Annotated in this window: 13 protein-coding genes; 7 read left to right on the top strand and 6 right to left on the bottom strand. The window is 47.7% G+C overall.

Going from position 1 to position 23,684, the window contains the following annotated elements; translation table 11 throughout:
- The first annotated feature begins 412 nt into the window (after positions 1 to 412).
- Together P3C17_RS13325 and P3C17_RS13320 are read left to right on the top strand one after the other, a co-directional pair.
- A complete protein-coding gene (locus P3C17_RS13325; RefSeq protein ID WP_300929909.1) occupies positions 413 to 1,633 on the top strand; it encodes an efflux RND transporter periplasmic adaptor subunit in 1,221 nt (406 codons plus the stop codon).
- Positions 1,633 to 4,821: an efflux RND transporter permease subunit gene (locus tag P3C17_RS13320; RefSeq protein ID WP_300929908.1), complete on the top strand. Its 3,189-nt coding sequence runs from the start codon at positions 1,633 to 1,635 to the stop codon at positions 4,819 to 4,821. The genes P3C17_RS13325 and P3C17_RS13320 overlap by 1 nt, the downstream gene beginning before the upstream one ends.
- A 156-nt stretch (positions 4,822 to 4,977) precedes the next feature.
- Here the strand turns inward: P3C17_RS13320 and P3C17_RS13315 are convergent, their stop codons facing one another.
- From P3C17_RS13315 to pabB, 3 genes are all read right to left on the bottom strand, one after another.
- Complete coding sequence (locus tag P3C17_RS13315; RefSeq protein ID WP_300929907.1) at positions 4,978 to 6,357, bottom strand: L-serine ammonia-lyase; 1,380 nt, start codon at positions 6,355 to 6,357, stop codon at positions 4,978 to 4,980.
- Between the two features lie 207 nt (positions 6,358 to 6,564).
- A complete protein-coding gene (locus P3C17_RS13310; RefSeq protein ID WP_300929906.1) occupies positions 6,565 to 7,128 on the bottom strand; it encodes a CoA pyrophosphatase in 564 nt (187 codons plus the stop codon).
- Between the two features lie 4 nt (positions 7,129 to 7,132).
- A complete protein-coding gene (gene pabB, locus P3C17_RS13305) occupies positions 7,133 to 8,539 on the bottom strand; it encodes an aminodeoxychorismate synthase component I (RefSeq protein ID WP_300929905.1) in 1,407 nt (468 codons plus the stop codon).
- 157 nt (positions 8,540 to 8,696) lie between these two features.
- On the opposite strand from pabB, the gene P3C17_RS13300 reads away from it, so the two are divergent.
- The 4 genes from P3C17_RS13300 (at position 8,697) to P3C17_RS13285 (ending at position 17,329) form a co-directional block, all read left to right on the top strand.
- The gene (locus tag P3C17_RS13300; protein ID WP_300929904.1) at positions 8,697 to 10,220 is read left to right on the top strand and encodes a fumarate hydratase; all 1,524 of its coding nucleotides are present in this window, start codon (positions 8,697 to 8,699) and stop codon (positions 10,218 to 10,220) included.
- Between the two features lie 62 nt (positions 10,221 to 10,282).
- Positions 10,283 to 12,304 (top strand): S9 family peptidase, encoded by a 2,022-nt coding sequence (locus P3C17_RS13295; protein WP_300929903.1) that lies wholly within the window; start codon positions 10,283 to 10,285, stop codon positions 12,302 to 12,304.
- A gap of 81 nt (positions 12,305 to 12,385) precedes the next feature.
- Positions 12,386 to 12,748, top strand: coding sequence for an MmcQ/YjbR family DNA-binding protein (locus P3C17_RS13290; protein WP_300929902.1), 363 nt, complete (start codon positions 12,386 to 12,388; stop codon positions 12,746 to 12,748).
- A gap of 21 nt (positions 12,749 to 12,769) precedes the next feature.
- Positions 12,770 to 17,329, top strand: a complete 4,560-nt coding sequence (locus tag P3C17_RS13285; protein ID WP_300929901.1) for an EAL domain-containing protein — start codon at positions 12,770 to 12,772, stop codon at positions 17,327 to 17,329.
- A 42-nt stretch (positions 17,330 to 17,371) separates the two neighbouring features.
- Here P3C17_RS13285 and P3C17_RS13280 read toward each other — a convergent pair whose 3' ends face one another.
- On the bottom strand, positions 17,372 to 19,234 hold the full coding sequence (locus tag P3C17_RS13280; protein ID WP_300929900.1) for a M48 family metallopeptidase: 1,863 nt from the start codon (positions 19,232 to 19,234) through the stop codon (positions 17,372 to 17,374).
- Positions 19,235 to 19,239: 5 nt separating this feature from the next.
- On the bottom strand, positions 19,240 to 19,830 hold the full coding sequence (locus P3C17_RS13275; RefSeq protein WP_300929899.1) for a LemA family protein: 591 nt from the start codon (positions 19,828 to 19,830) through the stop codon (positions 19,240 to 19,242).
- Positions 19,831 to 20,190: 360 nt separating this feature from the next.
- Here P3C17_RS13275 and P3C17_RS13270 point away from each other — a divergent pair, with 360 nt between their 5' ends.
- A complete protein-coding gene (locus tag P3C17_RS13270; protein ID WP_300929898.1) occupies positions 20,191 to 23,217 on the top strand; it encodes a di-heme oxidoredictase family protein in 3,027 nt (1,008 codons plus the stop codon).
- A gap of 56 nt (positions 23,218 to 23,273) precedes the next feature.
- Here the strand turns inward: P3C17_RS13270 and P3C17_RS13265 are convergent, their stop codons facing one another.
- The gene (locus P3C17_RS13265; protein WP_300929897.1) at positions 23,274 to 23,648 is read right to left on the bottom strand and encodes a hypothetical protein; all 375 of its coding nucleotides are present in this window, start codon (positions 23,646 to 23,648) and stop codon (positions 23,274 to 23,276) included.
- Positions 23,649 to 23,684 lie beyond the last annotated feature (36 nt).

Here is a 23,684-nt window from a genome sequence, read left to right as displayed (position 1 = left end):
TGACAGTCACATAAAAGTACAGTGTATCCTTATGTGATGACAATGAAGTGTCTAAAAAACAACCTGTTTCTGGTCTTCTCCACCATAACTAAGCTCTAGCAGTCACCAAAATAACTTTCTGGAATGTAGATAGATGAATTCGCTATTTACCTGTTGAATAATCAGAGCCGAAGTTGTAACTAAATATGTCGTAACTTCACAGTAATGCTGCAGAGCAGTAGATGGTTGGGCTGTCTTAATCTGCTGTAAGCCCTGTGCCTTAAGGCTTCTGCACCTGACTATAAAAAAAGTGGCCAAAGTGTGTTGTTGCGTTCGACACAATTTAGATAAAAAAGCTAACAACTGCTGATACTGTTACAGCGTAACGAACTGTAAGATAGAGTCAGATAAATTTGTGACCAAAGGACTAAAAATGGCAGGCAAGTGGGTAAAAGCAGGAGTTCCTGTATTGATTGTGGTGGGCGCAGTCATTCTCGCATCGGCTTTTGTGGCAGGAAAAAAGCCACCTGAGCAGAAAAAAGAAACACGCAAAGACTTATTCGTCGAAGTAAAACCTGTTAGCCGACAAAACCTGACGTATCAGGTGTGGTCGCAAGGTTCAGTGCAGCCGAAAGTGATCACCAGCCTGACGTCTGAAGTCAATGGCGTGATTGTGAAGGTAGCGGACAACTTTATTGAAGGTGGTTTTTTCCGCGCCGGTGATTTGCTTATTCAGGTTGAGCAGTACGATTATTTAACAGCGGTCAAACTTTCGGAAGCCAATTTGGCTCGTGCTCAGGCTTTATTAGAAGAAGAAAAAGCCCGTGGTAAGGTTGCAGCTAAAGAATGGAGTGAATTTAGTGCAGGTAAAGCACCGGAATTAGGTTTACGCCGTCCACAGCTGGCTCAGGAATTAGCCAATGTGCGTTCTGCTGAAGCTGAACTGGAAAACGCCCGTCGTAACCTTATTCGTACTGAAATCCGTGCGCCTTACGATGGCATAGTCAAAGCCAAAAATGCCAACATAGGGCAGTTTATCAGCCGCGGTTTTGACTTAGGTACTATTTATGGCACTGAAGTGGCAGAGGTACGCTTGCCGCTGTCGGATAACGACGTGGGTTATTTAAATATGCCTGGTTTAACACCCTCTGAGCAGCAGCAACCTGAAGTTTTATTGTCGGCAGAAGTGGCGGGTCAGCAACTGAACTGGAACGCCAGACTGGTGCGCACTGAAGGCATGCTGGATGATCAAAACCGGGTGATCTACGCTGTGGCTGAAATTAAAGACCCGTACCGCTTAAAAACGGGTGGTCAGGATCCACTGCGCTTTGGCCGTTTTGTCAAAGCCCGTATTGATGGCAAAAACGGTGAAAATCTGGTGTTGGTGGAGCGGCATTTGTTAAAACCTGATGAAAAAGTACTGACCATCAGCAAGGACAATAAGCTGCATATCCGTAGCGTTACAGTGCAGCGTATGGATGAAGAGTATGCCTATGTTAGTGCAGGTTTAGATCCGGCTGAGCAACTGGTATTAACGGCTATTGCCAATCCACTGGAAGGCATGGCGCTGCGCACAACTACAGATCCTGTCGTGGAAGACTCCGAAAAGGAAAAAACAGCGATAGCCGCGACTGAGTCAGGAGAAAAACCCTGATGCAGCAGCTGGATCAAACCCATAAAGGCTGGTTAGCCTGGTTTGCCCGCAATAGCGTGGCATCAAATTTATTGATGGTTATTTTATTGCTGGCTGGTATCGCCAGTGTGCTGACCATCAAAAAACAAACTTTTCCTGAAATTCAGCTGGAACAAGTCACTATCCGGGTGGCTTATTTAGGTGCAGCACCGCAGGAAGTGGAAGAGGGCATAGTCGACAAAATTGAAGAATCGCTGCGAAGCCTGAATGGTATTAAAAAAATCCGTTCTAATGCTGTGGAAGGTTTAGCCACGGTGAACTTAGAAATTCAGTCTGGTTATGACATTCAAACCCTGATGAATGAAATTAAGATGCAGGTGGATTCTATCTCGTCCTTTCCTGAACAAACCGAACGTCCTGTGGTGTACAACACTAAATTTCAAAGCAACGTGCTGTGGTTATCTGTTTACGGTGATACCGATCAGCGTGGTTTAAAAGAGTTTGCTAAAGACGTGCGGGACGAGCTGAAAAAGCTACCTGGTGTCAGTAAAGTGGAAGTGGTCGGGGCTTTGGATTACGAAGTCTCTATCGAAGTCTCAGAGCACAAACTGCGTGAATTTGGCCTGACTTTTGATCAAATGGTGGCGGCTGTACGCGGCAGCTCTGTGGATGTGCCAGGTGGTTCTATTAAAGCTGACAACGGCAATATTTTATTGCGGGCTAAAGGTCAGGCCTACCGTCAACAGGATTTTGCCGACATCGTCTTGATCAACAGAGCAGACGGCACCCGTTTGTTGTTGGGCGACATTGCTCAGGTCAAAGATGGTTTTGTCGAAATGGAGTCTTATTCTACTTTTAACGGCAAACCTTCAGTGTCAATTAAAGTGGATGCAGTAGGCGAAGACAACACCTTAAAAATTGCTGCTGTAGTGAAAAACTATGTAGAGAAGAAAAAAGCCGATTTACCCGACAGTATGGAAATCGACTATTGGGGCGACTCCAGTTATTACCTGCAAGGCCGCCTCGATCTGATGACCGACAATATGCTGATTGGTGCCTTATTGGTGTTGATCAGCTTAACTTTATTCCTCGAGTTCCGTGTCGCCTTTTGGGTCATGGTGGGTATTCCTGTTTGTTTCCTCGGCACCATAGCCCTGATGCCATTGGAGATGTTTAACGTCTCTATCAATATGATCAGTTTGTTTGGTTTTATTTTGGTGCTGGGGATTCTGGTCGATGACGCCATTATCATAGGGGAGAGTGCTTACACCGAAATTGAGAAATACGGCAAGTCGGCTGAAACCGTGATCCGTGGCGCCCAGCGGGTGGCTATGCCTGCTACTTTTGGTGTGATGACCACTATCGCTGCTTTCATTCCAATGTTAATGGTGGGTGGACCACAAGGGCCGATCTGGGAATCTATCGCCTGGGTGGTGATCTTATGTTTAGTTTTTTCTATGGTGGAATCCAAGCTTATTTTACCAGCGCATTTAATTGCGATGGACGATAAGCCTTGGGATCAGCAGCGCAAAGGCCTGTTTTATGGCATGGGGCGAGCTTGTAGTAACGGTTTAAAATTTGTCCGGTTAAAAGTGTCTGGTGCGACCGACCGTTTTGTCTATGGCCGCTATAAACGTGCGCTCGCCTGGTGTATTGAATACCGTTATATCACGGCCACCAGTTTCTTTGCGATGATGGTGCTGATGATCGGCTTAATGGCGGGTGGCCATGTGCGCTGGGTGTTTTTCCCTAATATACCAAGCGACTTTATCAACGCAAATTTAACCATGATGGAAGGCTCATCAGGTAAAGCCACAGTGCAGGCTATGCAGCAACTGGAAGCTGCTCTGGTCAAGACCAATGAACAGATTGTTGCCAAAGGTGAAGAAGGGTTAATGAAGCACCGTCTGACTTTTACTCAGTCAGATACCAGTGGCCAGTTTGTGATTGAGCTTGAGAAAAGTGAAGGCCGAAACATAGACGCTAATGAATTTGTGCGCTTGTGGCGTGAGCAAATACCAGAAATTGCCGGAGTCAAAACACTACAGATTTTCTCTTCGACCAGTGGTGGCGGTGGTGGCGATATTTCATTTCAACTGAAAAGCAAAGAGCTTGAGCAGTTACGTTTAGCCACGGAAGAGCTCAAAGCTGCCATGCTGGAATATCAGGGCGTTTTTGATATCGAAGACAGCATCAGTGGCGGTAACGATGAGATTGTATTGAAAATCAAACCTCAGGCTGAAGCTTTGGGCATTAATTTATCCGATTTAGCCACACAAGTGCGTCAGGGCTTTTATGGTGCTGAAGCGCAGCGTATTCAGCGCGACGGCGAAGAAGTCAAAGTGATGGTGCGTTATCCAAAAGAAGAACGCCGCTCTGTAGGCAATCTGGAGAATATGAAAATACGCACTGCGTCCGGTGCCGAAGTTCCATTTTCCCAGGTGGCTGAATACAAAGCACAACCCAGCTATTCGGCTATTAACAGGGTCGATGGCGAACGTTCTGTCACCATCAGCGCATCAGTCGATAAAGCTTTGGCTGAGCCGATGAAAATTACCAAAGAGTTGCAGGAAAAAGTGCTGCCTTTGCTTGCGCAAAAATATGGCATAGAAACCGCGCTGGAAGGTGCAAGTTTGGAAGAAGCCGATGCAATGGTTGATCTTGCGATGGGTTTCCTGCTGGCGTTATTTGTGATTTATGCGCTGCTGGCGATACCGCTAAAATCTTATACTCAGCCGCTGATCATTATGTCGGTGATCCCTTTTGGTTTAATTGGCGCCATCTTAGGCCATATGCTGCTGGGATTAAGTGTCAGCATTATGTCCTTATTTGGTTTGATTGCGTTGGCTGGTGTAGTGGTGAACGACTCACTGGTGATGGTAGATTTTGTCAATCAATCACGCCGTGACGGTATGCCATTAAAAGAAGCGGTCGTAGGGGCTGGTACCAGACGTTTCCGGCCTATAATGCTGACCTCTGTGACGACCTTCTTAGGTTTGGCCCCTATAGTGCTGGAAAAAAGCTTACAGGCGCAAATTGTGGTGCCTATGGCTGTATCTTTGGCCTACGGTATTTTGTTTGCGACAGTGATCACCTTACTGCTGATCCCCGCGCTCTATGTGATATTGGATGATTTTTTGGGGGTGTTCAGAAGTAAAAGCTCTGAAGAGACTACGTATCCAACCGATGAGTTACCACTGCAAAAGTGATAGCGAAAAGGAAAAAAACCGCCGAAAGGCGGTTTTTTTATGGGCATGTAATCCCAAAAGTAATTGAAGCTACAGCTTCAGGAACGAAGGGTAGTCCTATGTGACTGGGGCTAGTAGCGCAGTCAACAACGCTGCGGCTTCAAGAACGCAGGGGATTTAACATTCGATGATGTTGACTGCCAAGCCACCGCGTGATGTTTCTTTGTATTTGCTTTGCATATCACGGCCTGTGTCCCACATGGTTTTAATCACTTTATCCAGCGATACCTTATGCTCACCTGTGCCACGCAGCGCTAAACGTGAAGCGTTGATGGCTTTAATAGAACCCATAGCATTACGTTCAATACAAGGCACCTGAACTAAACCACCTACAGGGTCGCAGGTTAAACCTAAGTTGTGCTCCATGCCAATTTCAGCGGCGTTTTCCACATGATCAACAGAGCCGCCTAAGATTTCAGTTAAAGCACCTGCCGCCATAGAGCACGCCACACCCACTTCACCCTGACAACCTACTTCAGCACCTGAGATAGAGGCATTCTTTTTATACAAAATACCAATAGCAGCTGCAGTTAACAGATAACGACAGTAGATATCCGGCGTGACAGGCTGAATGTATTTGTCGTAATACATCAGGACCGCCGGAATAATACCAGCGGCGCCGTTGGTCGGGGCTGTCACTACGCGACCACCGGCAGCGTTTTCTTCATTGACGGCTAAGGCGAATAAATTTACCCAGTCCATCACTTGTAATGGGTCTGAGCTTTTTTCTGCCATTAAACGTTTATGCAGAGCAGGGGCGCGGCGCTTTACTTTTAAACCACCAGGTAAAATGCCTTCAGTACGAATACCACGTTGCACACAGTCGTACATAGTCGACCAGATTTTACCCAGCTCGTCCTGAATCTGTTGTTCGCTGCGTAATACTTTTTCGTTTTCCATCATCAGGCCAGCAATGGATAAACCGTTTTCTTTACACAGCTTCATCAGCTCTGCGCCACTTTCAAAAGGGAAAGGCGGCGGATTGTTGGCAGCAAACTGACTGGCGGCTTCTTTTTCTTTGGCAAAGTCTTCAGCTTTGACAATAAAGCCACCGCCAATAGAGAAATAAATTTCGCTGAATAACACGTCATGACCGGCGTAAGCGATCAGTTCCATGCCGTTGGAGTGCTCTTTTAAGGTTTTGCGACGATGAAATACAATGGCGCCTTCCCTTGGGAAAGCCACAGAGCGTTGTTGATCCAGCTGTATAGTCTGGCTTTCATCCACTTTCTTTAATAAACCAGGAATAGCATCAGGTTCTATGTTTTCTGGTAAATAGCCGGATAAACCTAAAATCACCGCTTTGCCCGTGCCGTGGCCAATACCGGTTTGGCCTAAAGAGCCAAAGAGTTCAGCTTTGACACTGGTGACCTGCTCAAATAAACCCTGCGCTTGCAGGTTTTCACAGAATTTTTTGGCAGCACGCATTGGGCCTACGGTGTGAGAACTGGATGGGCCAATACCAATGCTGAACATATCAAAAGCGCTAATAATCATTCGGATCCTGCTTTTAGTTATAGGAATTGGGCGCCATTCTAACGGAAGCTGATTGATTTCGTAACTCACCTGGTAACTGGTCGGTGCTTGTTACAGCAAAGTTTCTTACGGTGCTGTGTTGATTTGATTACAGCCACTGTAGGTGCGGGTCTTGTCCCCGCCCGTCTAATGACACCGCTGTGGGGCTTGTCCCAGCCGCTGCCATTATTAAAAATGCAGCTGTTGTTTTAAAGAATAAAGAATTGCGGCTGTTGCCCCCCAAATCAGGTGCGGTCCGTAGGGCATAAAATGCACTAAATGAGACTGACCATGCATCGCAAAGTGTTCGCTGTGCGTATTTTGTGGCTCGAATACAAAAGGCAAAGGTAACCAAAAGGCAGAATCTACTTCAGAGGCCTGTAGTTTGAGTTCAACGTCCTGAGTTAAAAAGGCAATCCAAGGCTGAATTAAAAAGCCAGTGCCAGTGGCATAACTGGGCAGTTGCCCTATGAGTTGCAGTTGCTCTGGTGCTATACCGGTTTCTTCATGGGTTTCACGTAAAGCGGCTTGCCGACTGTTTTCATTCGCTTCAATTTTGCCGCCAGGAAAGCTGATTTGGCCCGGATGATGCCTCAAGTCTGAACTGCGTTTCGTCAGCAGCAGTTGCAGTTCACCTTGTTGTTCCCGCAGGACCAACAACACAGCAGCAGCTCTGCTTTTTTCAACCTGCAGCAACACAGACTGCTTGCTGGGTTGCAAGAAAAAACGCTGTAAAAACTGCTGCCGGTTCATCTGGTTAGGTTTCCATTGCCTTTGCTGCCAAAGGCGGGCATTCGATAGTGCCAAGCAAAGGCAAAATTTTATTCACCTTATGAAAGGTTTCTTCGTATTCTGCATCCACTTGTGAATCGGCTACTATGCCACCTCCGGCCCAGCAAAAAGCCTGGCCTTGTGCCATCACTAAAGTGCGGATGGCAATATTGGTATCCATATCGCCGCTGCTATTGATATAACCCACAGCGCCACAATACACAGAGCGGCTGTGAGGTTCTAATTCGGCAATGATTTGCATGGCCCGTACTTTAGGGGCTCCGGTAATAGAGCCGCCTGGGAATGCGCCCCTTAATAAATCGCAGGCATCAGCACTCGGATTTAAGGTGCCGGTGATAGTACTGACCAGATGATGCACAGCAGGGAAAGACTCAATGGCAAACAAAGCCGGTACTTTCACTGTGCCTGGCACACAATGTTTGCCCAAATCGTTTCGGAGTAAATCGACAATCATCACATTTTCAGCTCTGTCTTTTGGTGCCGCCTGCAGCTCTTCTGCACTTTGTTTGTCAAGCGCCGGGTCTGCAAAACGAGGTCTGGTGCCTTTAATAGGTTTGGTTTCAACCTGACCTGCTTTGAGTTGTAAAAAGCGCTCAGGAGACAAACTTAAAACAGCGCCTTGTGGTAAACGCAAAAAGGCTGAAAAAGGCGCGGCATTTTTACTGCGCAAAGTTAAATAAGCCTGCCATTCATCACCGCTGTAACTGGCTGCAAAACGCTGGGCCAAATTAATCTGATAACAGTCGCCGCTTTGCAGATAGTTTTGCACTTGGTCAAACTTTTGGCTGTAACTGGCTTTGTCCATATTGGCTTGCCAGTTGGATGTCAGCCTAAAAGCTGAGGTTTCAGTGGTCGGGGTAAAGAGCACTGAAGTGTCAACCCAGTGTTTTTGTGCGTCACCGCGATAATCCACATACCAAAGTTGCTGTTGTTGCTTATCCAGAATTAAGGCCCACAGATAAATACCCACCGCCATATCCGGCAGCAAAGCACCCGCATCTGCGGCTTGTGGCACGGGTTCAATTACAGTGCCTAAATCATAAGAAAAGTAACCTAAAGCACCACCAACAAAAGGCAATTCAGTATTGTCTGAACACTCTGGTTTATCCGGGAAATAGCTGCTGATCAGGTGCTGCAAAGCGCCAAAAGGGTCCATTTGCAGCAATTGGCTTTGGCCTTGTTCGGTTTGGGTTAATTCACCTTGTTGAAAGACTAAAGTCGCAACAGGACGAGCCACCAGAATATCAAAACGGCTGTTGACGTGGCTGCTGGCTGCTGAGTCTAATAACATGGCCCAGGGCTCTGCCGCTATCGCAGAAAAATACTCCAGCAGATGCGGCGCTTTGGCATCTAACTTTAAAAACTGTGACATAAGTCGTCTCATAAAACGGGCTAATTCCGGCAAAAATACGCTTGTTGACTAGCCGCTTGATCTGTTGCGCTGTATCATATCAGCCCAACTGACATTAGTTAACCTGAACATAGAAAATGCCGCCAGAGCAGACTGGGGCTACATATAAGGGCACAATATGACCGTCATTCGCCAGCAAGACTTTATCGACAGCATCGAAGATGCGTTGCAGTACATCTCTTTTTATCATCCGCTGGATTTTGTCCAGGCTCTGGAAAAGGCCTATCACAAAGAACAAAACCAGGCTGCTAAAGACGCCATAGCCCAAATTCTGATCAACTCCCGTATGTCGGCTGAAGGCAATAGACCTATCTGTCAGGATACAGGTATTGTCACTTGTTTTGTTAAAATCGGTATGGATGTCAAATGGGATAAAACCGATATGACAGTACAGCAAATGGTGGATGAAGGCACACGCCGTGCTTATCTGAATCCGCATAACCCGCTGCGCGCCTCTATAGTGGCAGACCCTGCAGGTGCTCGTAAAAATACCCAGGACAACACACCGTCTGTGGTGCATATCGATATGATTGCAGGCCACCATGTCGAAGTGGCTATTGCCGCTAAAGGTGGTGGCTCAGAAAACAAAACCAAAATGGTGATGCTCAACCCATCAGACTCTGTGGTGGAATGGGTGCTGGAAACTCTGCCTAAAATGGGTGCTGGCTGGTGTCCGCCAGGCATGTTGGGCATAGGTATTGGCGGTACAGCAGAAAAAGCTGCAGTGCTTGCCAAAGAAGCTTTGATGGAGCCTGTGGATATTCAGGATCTGCTGGAAAAAGGCGCTGAAACTGCCGATGAAAAACTGCGTGTTGAGCTGTACGACAAAGTGAACAAACTGGGCATTGGTGCTCAGGGTTTAGGTGGTTTAACTACTGTTGTTGATGTAAAAATCAAATCTGTCGCCACTCATGCTGCATCTAAGCCAGTGGTGATGATCCCAAACTGTGCGGCCACACGTCACGTGCATTTCCACCTGGATGGTTCAGGCCCTGCGGTATTAACACCTCCTAAGCTGGAAGACTGGCCTGAAGTCACCTGGGAGCTGGGCAACAATGTGCGCCGTGTCAATTTGGATACTGTCACTCCTGCCGATGTGCTGGAATGGAAAGCAGGTGAAACTGTATTGTTATCCGGCAAGATGCTGACAGGCCGTGACGCTGCGCATAAACGTATTGCCGATATGATGGCCAAAGGCGAAGCGCTGCCAGAAGGCGTTGACTTTAAAAACCGCTTTATTTATTACGTTGGCCCTGTCGATGCCGTAGGTTCTGAAGTGGTTGGCCCTGCAGGCCCAACCACAGCTACCCGTATGGATAAATTTACCGACCTGATGTTGGGCCAGATGGGTCTGCTTGGCATGATTGGTAAGTCTGAGCGTGGTGACAAAACTGTTGAAAGTATTAAAGAGCATAAAGCTGTGTACTTAATGGCGGTGGGTGGCGCTGCTTATTTAGTCTCCAAAGCCATTAAAAAATCCCGCGTTGTCGCCTTTGCCGACTTAGGTATGGAAGCTATTTACGAGTTTGACGTAGAAGACATGCCTGTGACAGTGGCGGTTGACAGTCAGGGAAATAACGTGCATAAACAAGGGCCTGCTATTTGGAAAGTGAAGATAGCTGAGCTTGACCAAAGCGCCTGAAACTAAAATTATAATGAAAACGACGCCCTGACCCTCAGGGCGTTTTTCCACTGGGAGAAATTATGAAAGCCTGGATCTTTCTCGCCACTGCGTTACTCAGCAGTGCCGCTGTCGCTAAAACCCCTCTGACCATTGAACACCTGAACAAATTAAACAAAATCTATGATGTCGTGGTCTCCCCCGATGGCCGTTATCTGGTGTATGGCCAGAAAAATGGTGGCCTGGCTCCTGCGGACAGTAGCGCAGATTTGTATTTAATCGACTTACAGCAAAACAATAAGCTCAGTCGCTTAACTTACAATGAAGACAAAGAACACTCAGTGGCCTGGAGCAAAGATGGCAGCGCTTTGTATTTTCTGACGGGCCGCTCAGGTTCTTCACAGGTCTGGCGTTTACCTATGTCTGGCGGTGAAGCGCAACAAATCACAGATTTACCGCTGGATGTCGATGGCTTTTTAGTTTCAGCCGACAACAGCAAAATTGTGTTGCAAATGGCCGCCAAACCGGGCTGCGAAACTTTATCCTGCACAGTGGAAGCCAAGCAGGTAAAAGCGGGTCAGCAAGACAGCGCCATGGTCTACGATCAATTAATGGTGCGCCACTGGGATACCTGGGCTGATGAATTCAGAAGTCATTTGTATATTAGTGACCTAAATGGCAAAAAAGTCACAGAGGCGAAAGATTTATTGCCAGAATGGAATACCGATATCGCCGGTATTAAAGAAGTCGCTTTTACCCCTGACGGTAAAAATCTGGTGTTCAGCGCCAAAATCCCCGGAGTGGACCAAGCCTGGCATACCAACTTTGATATTTTTCAGGTGTCGGTCAATGGCGGCGAAAAAATCAACTTAACCCGCGACAATGCAGCCTGGGATGCCAAACCTTCTTTTTCCAGCGATGGTCGTTTTATGGCCTACTTAGCCATGAAAAAACCAGTGTACGAAGCGGATCGTTTTGGCCTGATCTTATTGGATATGGTGACAGGTCAACGTAAAGAGCTGGCGCCTGAATGGGACAGATCGATCAGTGATTATAAATTTGGTGCGGACAACAGAACCATTTACGTCACAGCACAGGACACGGGCCAGCATGGTATTTTTGCCATCAACACCAGTTTTGGCGATATCAGTAAAATCTATGCAGACGGCACAGCCAATGACTTAAATGTGGCGGGCAACAAGTTGATTTTTACCAATCACAGCCTGGATAAGCCGAGCGATATCTACCAGATCACTGCTGAAACCGGCGCACCAACGGCCTTAACCCAGGTTAATAAAGAAGCTCTGGCCGGTATTCAGTTCGCTCAGTTTGCGCAGTTTAATTTCCCAGGAGCCAATGACGAAACAGTGCATGGTTACTGGATGAAACCTGTCAATTTCAAAGAGGGTCAGAAATACCCAATTGCTTTTATTGTGCATGGTGGCCCACAAGGTAGCTTTGGCAATATGTTTAACTACCGCTGGAATGCGCAGTTATGGGCCGCTCAGGGTTATGGCGTAGTGATGATCGACTTCCACGGCTCTACAGGCTACGGTCAGGCTTTTACTGATTCTATTGCCCGGGATTGGGCGGGTAAGCCATTGGTTGATTTACAAAAAGGCCTGGCTTTTATCACTGAAAAGGAACAATGGCTGGATGGCAACAACGCCTGTGCTTTAGGTGCGTCCTACGGTGGCTATATGATGAACTGGATTGCTGGCAACTGGCCTGAAAGTTTTAAATGTTTAGTCAATCATGCAGGTTTATTTGATATGCCAAGCTTTTATGGCAGCACTGAAGAGTTGTGGTTCCCTGAACATGATTTAGGTGGCCCGGTCTGGAATAAAGACAGTGATTATCAGAAATTTAATCCGGCAGCTTTTGTCGATAACTGGAAAACACCTATGCTGGTGATCCACGGTTTAAAAGACTATCGTGTGCCTTATGCGCAAGGCTTGGGTGCTTTTACGACTTTGCAACGTAAAGGCATTGAGTCCAAGTTAGTCATATTCCCGGATGAAAACCACTGGATCTTAAAACCCCGCAATGCAGAACGCTGGTACAACGAAGTCTTTGACTGGATGAAACTGCATACCCGCAAATAATGCATCCAAATAACAGAGCAAAGAAGGCTGCGCTGGCAGCCTTCTTTCTTAGTGTCAGACAAAAACAGGAGGCTATCAGATATGAACTTTGCGCAAGTTCGAGATTACTGCCTTGAATTGATGAGCACTGAAGAAGACTTCCCTTTTGGCCCTGATATCTATGTCTATAAAGTAAAAGGTAAAATCTTTGCTATCCTTGGCACAGACCATGGAGAAGGGCGGCTGAATTTAAAATGTGATCCGGACCAAGCTTTGGCTTTACGGGATATTTTTCCGGCCATTACTCCTGGTTACCATATGAATAAAAAACACTGGAATACGCTGCGCTTAAACGAGACAGTGCCAGAGCAGGAAATTAAACGACAAATCGATCAGTCCAGACAGCTGGTGATCCAGGCTTTACCAAAAGCCCAGCGACAGACGTTACTGATGAAACAAGACTAAGATCAATTCACACGGATACTCATGGCCAAACCTCCTTACCCATTAACTGCTATACGTATTGTACTGCTGTATTGCTGTTTTGCTTTGCTGTGGATTTTTGGCTCAGATCACTTATTGCATTTAACCGTTACTGATCCTGAAGCGAACTCGTTATTAGGCACAGTCAAAGGTGTCGCCTTTGTTTGTATCAGCGGAAGTTTAATTTACTTACTGCTTGCGACCTGGCGTAAACAACAGTTTTTTGACTCCGAAGTGACAGTCCGGCACAAACAGTTGCGGGTAGTGGCGCTTATTCTGGCCTTTTTGCTGGCGATCCCGGCTATGGCGGTTATTACTAAATGGGTGCATGGTAATCAGCTAAAAACTGAAGCGCTGAAGGATTTACGCACAGTCACTGATATTAAAAAGCAGCAATTGGAACTTTGGCTGGCTGAACGACAATACGATATCAATGCGTTATCCCGCGACAGCTCATTCCGACAGAATTTACAGCAGTACCTCGAACAGGAAGACGCAAGCCAGCACGCCGATATTCGTAACCGACTTGCCTCTATGATTGCCGAACATTCGTTCAGCTCAGTCTTACTTTACGATGCTGCAGGAAAGCAACTTCTTGCCTTAGGGGCAGCGCTAAAATTTGATGCACTGGGAGCTGGTCAGAATTTACCTCAGCCTTCTACCCAATGTAACAGCAAAGGTATCGACAGATATTGCCAGTTGAATTGGTATCTGCAACTGGCGATAGGTCAACAGATGTATCAACTGGTGTTTAGTGTTGATACCAGCATTTATTTATTTCCTGCTATTCAGAACTGGCCCGTGTCCAGTCCCACTGCCGAAGTTTTGCTGGTGCAACGTCAGGACCGTGCTGTGGTATTTCTGAATCCGTTGCGTCATCCTCAACATGCTGTACTCAATGAGATAGACACTGATATAGATGGCCCCTTATTGGCCGCCAAAGCCTTAAGGCAACGGCAATTTAATACAGCCGAAGAGCTGGATTACCGCAAGCAGCCCGTGCTTGGGGCTTACACTCCGATACGACAAACCAACTGGATGCTGGTCAGTAAAATTGATGTGGCAGAAGTGCTGCAACCTTTAGATACTTTGTTGTTATGGTTGTCCGTGATCTCTGGCACTTTATTGATGTTACTGGTGCTGGGGGCTTTGTTTTACTGGCGGGAGCTTATTCAGTCACACCAGTTGGCTTTGGCTGCCAAGCAAACAGAGCAAGACAAAACTGTTCAGGCTTTTTTTGATTTGCCATTTTCAGGTATGGCTATTTTATCCCGTATTCACTTGCCCTTTGTCCGGGTGAATAAAAAGCTGCAATCTCTGTTGGGCTATTCTGAAGCTGAATTGCTGGCGTTATCACTGCGGGATCTGGCGCAAAGTCCAGAGCAATTTATGGCAAGCCGTTTTGCCTCCAGAGAGCAGATTTCAACAGAGTCTGATATTCGCTTATGTCATAGTTCTGGCCGAATACTGACCGTCAAACTGATGATGCAACGATTTACTCAGCAAGGGCAGCCAGACTTGCTGCTGGCCACTTTTGAGGATGTCACTGAAAAACGTCAGTTGTATGCTGATTTAAGCCACAGCCATCAACAGCAGCTACAAAACTCCCAGCAGCTGGACGCCATTTTAACTGCAAGCTCAACAGTACTGCACCGTATTGAACTGGATGGCATCAGTTGCAAAACCAGCTGGGTCAGCAGCAACATTGAACGCTTATTTGGCTACAGTGTTGAACAATCATTGCAGGAGCAGTGGTGGGAAAATGGAGTGCATTCTGATGATAAAGCTTTCGCCAGCAATGCCATAGAACAAACGTTATTGCATGGACATTATCGTCATGAATATCGTTTTCTTGATGCATCAGGCAACATTCGTTATATCCGTGATGACTTGAGATTATTGGCTGGTTTGATCGATAACAAGCAACAGATTATCGGGGCTATGGTGGATATTACCGAGCTAAAACAAGCCAGGTTTGAGCAGGAAGCCAGTAACCATAAGTTGATAACCCTGTTTAATACTATGTCCGAAGGCTTAGTTCTGCATGATAAAACCGGCGCTATTATTGACGCTAACCCTTCGGCTGAGGTGATGCTGCACTGTTCTTTAAATGAAATGAGAGGCTTGGTCCCCAAAGTAGAAGACTGGAAAACCATTTACGAAGACGGTTCCGAATTTCCTGCAGAGCTCTACCCAAGTAACGAAGTCTTGCGCACATATTTACCCGTTCGGGATGTGGTGATGGGCATTGAGCGTGGCAGGGTACAACGTTGGCTAAAGCTCAATGCAGAGCCATTATTTGAGCAAGGGCAACTGTCAGGTGCTTTGGTCACCATAGATGATATCAGCTCAGAAGTTGCTTTTCGCCGTGAACTAAAACAACGGGCCTTGGTGATGTCAAACCTGGCCGATATGGCCGCTCGTTTTTTACAGCACAGCGATTGGCTGCAGTTGTTGCGTAGCATGATGCCGTCGGTCAGCCGCGCTTTAGCCGTAGATGCCATGTATTTCTACCAGAACGATGTACAGCAGGAGCTGGTAACTGGCGTGTTGTTAACCCAGTGGCGTCGCGATCAAAAAGAGCATGTTCGTACTTTTAAGCAACTGAATAACAAAATATCCCGTTGGTATCCCGCTATTCAGCACCTGGCAAAAGGCTCTATTGTGGCCGGGCTGGCGCAGGATATGGATCAGCTGCTGCAGCCTATGCTGACACGTTTTCGTATTCAAGCCATTGCGCTGGTGCCTGTGATGGTGGATGGAGTATGGTGGGGGTTGCTTGGTGTTGAACAGCATCACTCCTGCCGTGAATGGAATCAGGTCGAGCTGGATGCGCTGAAAATGCTGGCTACCGCTTTGGGCAACGCCGTAAAACGTCAGCAGTTTGAATCTTCATTGCAACAAGCTGCTGCCGTATTTGAAAGCACACGCGAAGGTATTATGGTTACCGACGCGTCCAACCGCATCATTCAGGTGAATCAGTCTTTATTACAGATGTTGGGCTATGAAGAGGCCGAAGTGCTGGGGAATACGCCAGCCATGTTCGCCTCAGGACGACATGATCAGAGCTTTTACACGAAGATGTGGCAGGAACTGAGTAAGCATGGACACTGGCAGGGTGAGGTTTGGAACAGACGCAAAAACGGTGAAATTTACCCTGAATTGCTCAGCATCAGTACCATTGTCGATGCAAGCCAACACATCAGTCATTATGTGGCTGTATTTGCAGATATTACGCAGCTCAAAGCCTCGGAGCAGGAACTGGCTTATTTGGCACACCATGATGTGTTGACCGATTTACCTAACCGCTTATTAATGAGTTCACGTTTGCAGAACGCAGTGGATCTGGCCAAACGTGATCAGCATCAGTTTGCGGTGCTGATGATGGACCTGGACCGCTTTAAATACATCAATGACAGTTTTGGTCATCCGGCAGGTGACGAGTTATTAAAACTGGTGGCAGCTTCACTGAAAAAACGGTTAAGAGATATTGATACGGTAGCGCGTTTTGGTGGCGATGAATTTATTATTTTGCTGGAGCAACTGCATCAAAGCGAAGACGCCGCCCGTTTTGCCACTGAACTGATTAACGATATGAGTCAGCCCTGGGTGTTGAGCAATAACGTTGAAGTACGTATTGGTGCCAGCATAGGTATTTCTATTTATCCTGATCATGGCTCTGAAGGTGAGATCCTGCTTAGCAATGCTGATGCGGCTTTATACAGAGCAAAAGAGCAGGGGCGTGGCCGTTTCGCCTATTATTCGGATGATTTAACGCTTTATGCCCGTCAGCGAATTGATTTAGAAGCCCGRTTACGCGGTGCTTTGGTGCAAGGGCAGTTTTTAGTCTATTACCAGCCGCAAACGGATATCAACACCGGCCGTATTGTCGGTGCTGAAGCTTTAGTGCGCTGGAATGACCCGACAGAGGGCTTGATACCACCAGGACGTTTTATTCCGATAGCCGAAGATACAGGCCTGATTGGTGCTATTGGCGATTGGGTGCTGGCTGAAACTTGTCGTCAGGGCGCGCAGTGGCGTGCAGCCGGGTTACCCGACTTAAAACTGGCGGTGAATTTATCCTCTCATCAGTTCAGTCACGGCGATATAGGCGCACAAACTGCGCAGATCTTAAAGGACACAGGTTTTCCGGCAGAACTGCTGGAGTTGGAACTGACTGAAAGCGCCATTATGTCACGGGAGCAACAAGCCGAGCTGGTGTTGTCCGACTTGCACCAGATGGGCGTAAAGCTGGCGATTGACGATTTTGGCACTGGCTATTCATCTTTTGCTTATTTGCAGCGCTATCAGTTAGATGTACTGAAAATAGATAAAAGCTTTATTGATGACGTAGCCGATAACAGTGAAAGTCAGGCCATAGTCACAGCTATTATTTCGATGGCGCATATTCTTGGCCTAAAAGCTTTGGCTGAAGGGGTAGAGCAGCAGGACCAACTGGATTACTTACGCCAACAAGGTTGTGATTATTACCAGGGCTACTTATGCAGCAAACCTTTAGCAGCGGCACATTTTGAGCAGTTGATCCGCAGTCAGAATTCCTGACTGCGGCACTTTAACTGCGATACTCAGCTGGAACTGCACTACTTATCTGGAACGGGAATAGTCATCAGGGCTGACAGGAATTTCCAGCAGCAACACCAGAGCATGTAATAACAACTCTTCCTGCTCATTGACCAGTTCGTCGGCCTGAACGGCCATTTTCAGCATTTGCCACAACTGTTGTTTCAGCCGGGGTGAACTGTGAATAAGGGCCGGTAATTGTTCACTCAACTGCGGAAAACTAACGGGCGGGCGAGCTGTCGCCGAGGGTAAACCAAGCACTTCTAAACCCACTTTCCAGGATTGATCCTGCAAGTCCTCATGATTAGCTTGTTGTGCACACAAGGACAGCAGCGCCAGCACAGGCTGCTGAACCTGATCCAGACTGCTGCTTTGATCACGGCGATGCAGCAAAGAGGAATCAAACTGACTGCCGACACAGTGTTGCAACCAGTTTAACAGGGCCCATTCCAATAAGTCTTCTTCACCATCACAGCGGCTCAGGTTCTGGCAAAGTTGCTGAAATTCGACAAACTGCTGGTGCGACAGCTGCTTTAAACCCGGCACTGCAATTTGCAGTAACTGCAGCTTTTGTTTACCTGATAAGCGACTGACATCGTCATACAACTTATCGACGTTTTGCATCAGTTGATGGTCGCCAAGGGCTTTCACCATAGCCCATTGTTTCGCCAGATATTGGGTTTGAATAAGGCAAGCACAACATAAGGCCGGGGCTGAAGGCGCATGGCGGCTGCTGTGCAGCAAAAAAGCCGGTAATGCGGCCAGTACAGCCGCAGTTTTTTGCTCTGTTGTTTTAGTTGCCGTAGTTGGCTCTGCGCTGCTTTGTTGCTTTAATTGCGCTTCTGCCGGAAACACACCGTCCCAGTTGGGGTCCAGGCGTTTGATCCGCTGCGGCAGTGGCGGGTGGGTGGCAAATAAACTGGTCCAGCGGCTGATGGCTTCACCAAAAAATAAGTGGCTCATTTCATCTGCATTGGGGTGTTTTATCTTACTGCCGTAACTGGCGCCGCCAATAGCTTTTAATGCTCCGGCTATGCCTGCCGGGTTACGGGTAAATTGCACAGCGCTGGCATCAGCCAGAAACTCGCGTTGACGACTAACTGCAGCTTTGATCAGGCTGCCAAAAAAAGTGCCTAAATAACCCAGTACCATCAGGCCCAGTGCCAGACCAAGAATACCGCCACCGTTGTCTTTAGATTTAGCGCTGCTGGCGATCACAGCCTGTCTGCGGCCACCGCTGCGCAGCAGGAAGTAACCGGCATGACCAATACATTCGATGCCATGCAATAAGGCGATCAGACGAATATTAAGCCGCATATCGCCATTTAAAATATGGCTGAATTCATGGGCTATCACGCCTTGCAGTTGATCGCGGTCCAGCAGGTTCAGGCAGCCTTGAGTTACACCTATCACCGCATCTGCCGGTGAATAACCAGCAGCAAAAGCGTTGATGGAGGATTCTGGCGTTAAATAAACCGGCGGTACAGGTACACCTGCTGCTATTGCCATTTCTTCAACAATATTGAGCAAACGCTGTTGTTTATCGTCCGCCAGATGATGCTCAACCAGACGGCCGCCCAGCGCTTTGGCAACCACCTGCCCACCCTGACTCAATTCAGCCTGTTTGATACTGATGACTGCAGCTATGATCACAAAAACAAACAAGCTGACCCAACCCATCATTTTCCAGGGTAACTGTTCAAACCAAAGTGGGTCTTGAGGTCTTAACAGCAACTGATATTGTTCAGGATCCATGACACCTAAAGTGATCATCACCAACAGATTGGTCAGTACCAACAGGGTGATCACCGCCAAGGCGAACAACAGCACCAGCAGCTTGGTATTGCCGCGTGCCTGATCCTGTGCCGCAAAGAAGTTAGTAGCCACAGGACTCAGAAACTCACTTTAGGTGCAGCCTGAATTTCTGCACTGTCAGCGAATTCCAGTAATTTAGCATCGTTCTGATGACCAAAAAAACCAGCAAAAATAACCGGAGGGAAACTTTGTTTGTAGCTGTTGTATTCAGTCACTGCGTCATTAAAAGCCTGGCGGGCAAAAGCCACTTTATTTTCAGTGCTGGTCAGCTCTTCGGTCAGTTGCATCATATTCTGATTGGCTTTTAAATCCGGGTAAGCTTCCATCACCATACTGAATTTGGTCATGGCACCTTGCAGGGCTGATTCAGCGCCGGCCAGCTGGCTGATCGCTGTTGCGTCTCCAGGTTGAGCAGCTGCTGCTGTTRACTGACTCATGGCACTATTGCGCGCCGCAATCACAGCCTCCAGTGTTTCACGCTCATGCGACATATAAGCTTTGGCGGTTTCCACCAGATTAGGGATCAAGTCATAACGGCGTTTTAGCTGCACTTCAATCTGAGCAAAAGCGTTTTGAAAACGATTTTTCAGCTTCACCAACTGGTTGTAAATGCTGGCAATAAAAAACAGGATAACAGCGGCAATAACAAGGGTAATAATGGTGGTCATGGGATTTCCTTTACCAATGAAAGAATTGAATAGATACCACTGTAGCATTGTAAAAATTAGTTGAATAGCATCAACAGGCTGTCGCCTTATTGTGGCCTTAGTACTGGGCTTAATAGCTGGCTGAAATCCGCTACTTCATCCTTTATTGCCTTTGGCGTTAACAAATTAATTCTTGGTAAAAATGCAGGGTTCAGCGATAGTTGTGGCGACAAGGCAGACGAACCGAAACGCAAAGCACAATTAATTACAAAACATCACTGTGCATTGCCTCATGATCTCAGTCGTTGCAGTCGCTTTAGTTAAAAAGCGTCTGTGCGGATCGGATAAAATTCTGTTTAGTATCATTTAGGAGTGAAGGGTATGAAGCCTTGTTCTGTTATTCAGTTTGCTACACACAGGTTCAGGCTTAAAAGCTGGCTGATTATCCCTGCGCTGGCTTTGTCTGTTGTGGCTTGTGGCGGTGGCGACAGCAGTACTGTACCTGATGATTCAGGCTCAGGGGCTCCGCCTGTCGTTATTCCTCCAGTGGTGACACCACCTCCTGTCGTCATACCGCCTCCGGTGGATAATCCGCCTGTAGTTGTACCTCCGATAGAAGAGTTACCTGAACCTGAATTTGAAGCTGCGCCAGATGCGAAAACAGCGCCATTGCCCAAAGTAGATGGTCCTTCCTTGCCAGCACCACCTGCTGAATTAAGAATTTCAACCACTTACGATAAAACTGCGCCCGGCTCGAATGTGGCTGCTGTGGCAGCCAGCTCCTCTGGCGATGAAAATGCCACTAATACAGCAGCGAAAGCCATAGATGGTGACATGACGACGCGCTGGGAAAGTGCGTGGGGGGATGATGTTGCAAATGCAGACAACGCCTGGCTACAGTTTGATTTTGGTGCCAAAACCGCTATTGGCGCTATGAAACTGTACTGGGAAAATGCCCATGCCAAAGAATATGCTATTTATGTGTCAGACGATGCGCAAAACTGGTATCAGCTGCGTTATGTGGCTGGATCTCAAGGCGATACAGAAGAGTTTCTGAATCTGGACGTTCATGCCCGCTATCTGCGTTTACAAGGCATCACCCGTCAAACTCAATATGGCTATTCTTTATTTGAAGTGGAGTTTAAAACGCCCGGCATGGACAGCTCTATGCCGGTGCTGGACACTTCGGCTTTGGCTTATCCATTGAGCGGCAGTGGCCGCACACCGCTACCAGCACCGGCTGAACCTATTGAAACTGTCAGTTTTACCTTAGCCGACGGCACCTTGGTCACACGCTTTGGAATGGTGGGGCGCTCCCGTCATGCCCGTGAACGTGGGGAAGACTGGAATGAAATTGGTTTTGGTGTGAACGATACGGTCGACGCAGCTGGCAAGCCGCAGGATAAAGGCCCCGGCGCTCATTTGAACTTTATTGCCAACTATTTTAAAAACCGCACCTGGGGTGTGGAGTTTATCGACAACAGCAATGTAGCTGGGGTGACTGAACCCAAAATCATCGTCAACCAGTACTTTCAGCAAGCACAAAAAGGCGGGGGCCATGCTTTTGTCCGCCGTTTTGATGATCCGGGCGTGACAGGTTTTGGCTGGATGAGCCCAGGCGATCTGCTGGATGATTCCACTTATCATGATGAAGGCGCCGCTTGTCCTGTAGTCGCCAAACCTGCCAATGGCGTGTTACTACGACCAGACAGTGGCTACAACGGCGTGATTGGTGCCAATGATGGCTGTAGTGTGGTGTTTGACCGCTACCCGGGTCACAGAGCGATTTCCGCCAATGCCGATGGAGTTCTGGTGCCAAACGGCGGTAGCGTGAACTCCCGTGTGCTGAAAAAAGGCGATGTGATTGAGTTCACCAGTTCGTTTTTCTCCACCCGTGCTGCCATGGATGCCATAGGTGACAGCGGCGCTTTTCGGTATTACACCAACGAACTGACCTATGTGATGGGACAAGGACTGCGGCCCTGGTACGGTGTTCAGCCCCGCCTGATGAATGAACCTTTGCCGGACAGTACACTGCAAGGCGGCCTGGGTTCTGTGTCTTATGATTATGCTGACAATCCAACTTTTATGTTTCAGCAGCCGCACAACACTATTGGCATGCAGAATATGCAGCGTTTTATGGAAGGGCGTCGCTGGTTACATACCAACTTATGGACAGGGGTTCATAACGAAGAGGGCAATGACCGCAATGACGCAGCTCGTCAGCTGCAAGGCCCACGCTTTAATCAGTCCTCCTGTTTTAATTGCCACGTAAATAATGGCCGCAGTGTGGCACCTACAGTGCGTAATCAACGACTGGACACTATGGCGGTGCGGGTTGGTGCTACCGGCACAGACGCGAATGGCCTCTACCTGCCTCACCCCATTTATGGTCAGGCGCTGCAAATGAATGGACGCTCAGTCAGCACTGGCGAGATGCAAAACTGGGGCAATGGTGCCTGGGTTTCAGGTTTTACCAGCAGCACTGTCACTCTTGCAGATGGCACAGTGGTTGAACTGCGTAAGCCCACTATTGCCTTTGAAGGGCCAGAACCTGAAGTGTATTCGGTACGCCAGGCTCAGCCTTTGATTGGTATGGGCTTGCTGGAAGCCATTTCAGACGAGACCATTTTATCCCGAGTTCGCACCACACCAGATGCCGACGGCGTGCTGGGAACGGCCAATTATGCTTATGATCCTGAAACCGGAGAAGTTCGTTTAGGCCGTTACGGCTGGAAAGCAGGCAAAGTCAGCTTACGCCATCAGGTGACGAATGCCGCTTTGCTGGATATGGCCGTGACCTCCTCTGTATACCCCAAACTGGACTGTTTAGCGGGGCCGAAAAATTGTGATCCAGCGACTGCGGAGCCAGGTTTGCCGGATGATGCTGTCACTTTAATGACTCAATACCTGCATTTGTTAGCAGTGCCAGCTCAGCGCAGTGTAGTCAGTGGTTTTCCGAAAGGTGTGTCGCCTTTGGCTTATCTGGATATAGACCCTGCAAAAATAGCAGCAGGCGAAAAAGTATTTAAAGACATTCGCTGTGTGGCATGTCACACCAGCGACGTCAAAACCAGTGCCCGTTCAGAGTTTGACGAAGTGCGACTGCAAAACATTAAGCCATACACCGACCTGCTGCTGCACGATATGGGCGAAGGGCTTGCCGACAACTTTAGCGAAGGACTGGCCACAGGCAGCATGWGGAGAACTCCGGCTCTTTGGGGTTTAGGTTATACCCAGTTTGTTGCGGGAGGCACTCCGGCTGGTTATTTACACGACGGCCGCGCCCGCACTTTAACCGAAGCTATTTTATGGCATGGCGGTGAAGCTGAAGTGATCAAAAACCGCTTTGTGAACCTGCCAACTGCAGAACGTGAAGCGCTGCTGGCTTTCCTGAAATCTTTGTAATTCATACAAAAAAGCCCGGCACAGATGCACTATGCCGGGCTTTTTTATTTAGTTACTTAATACTGCCTTGGGTTTCTTCCTTCAGACTCAACCACTCGCGGATATTTTACACGGGGTTGTTTTTCAGCTTTTTTGCGTAATTTTTTAAACTGAAATAGCCAGCAATCACCGAAATCAAACAGATAAAACACCTTACTGCCCACCAGCGGATACACCTCGTTCAGCATTTTGTCGTCATCAATGCGCAGCGTGTTCCGACCTGGGGTTTTGGCGATATGAAACTCGTACAAGTGATCATTATCAAACTTCACCATAGTTTGGATAAAATAGTGCAATTCAAAAAAGGGTGTGTCTTCTTCCACTTCAATCACTCGCCGCCACGGCTTTTGGGCTTTAAAGGGAAGGGTAATTTCAATAGTGTATAGTTCCAAACTGGTGGTCCTTTGTGCGTCTGCCTTTATGTAGGC

The sequence above is a fragment of the Rheinheimera sp. 1928-s genome (genome assembly GCF_029269265.1).
Classification (GTDB): Bacteria; Pseudomonadota; Gammaproteobacteria; order Enterobacterales; family Alteromonadaceae; genus Pararheinheimera.
This window is presented reverse-complemented; position numbering and strand designations above follow the sequence as displayed.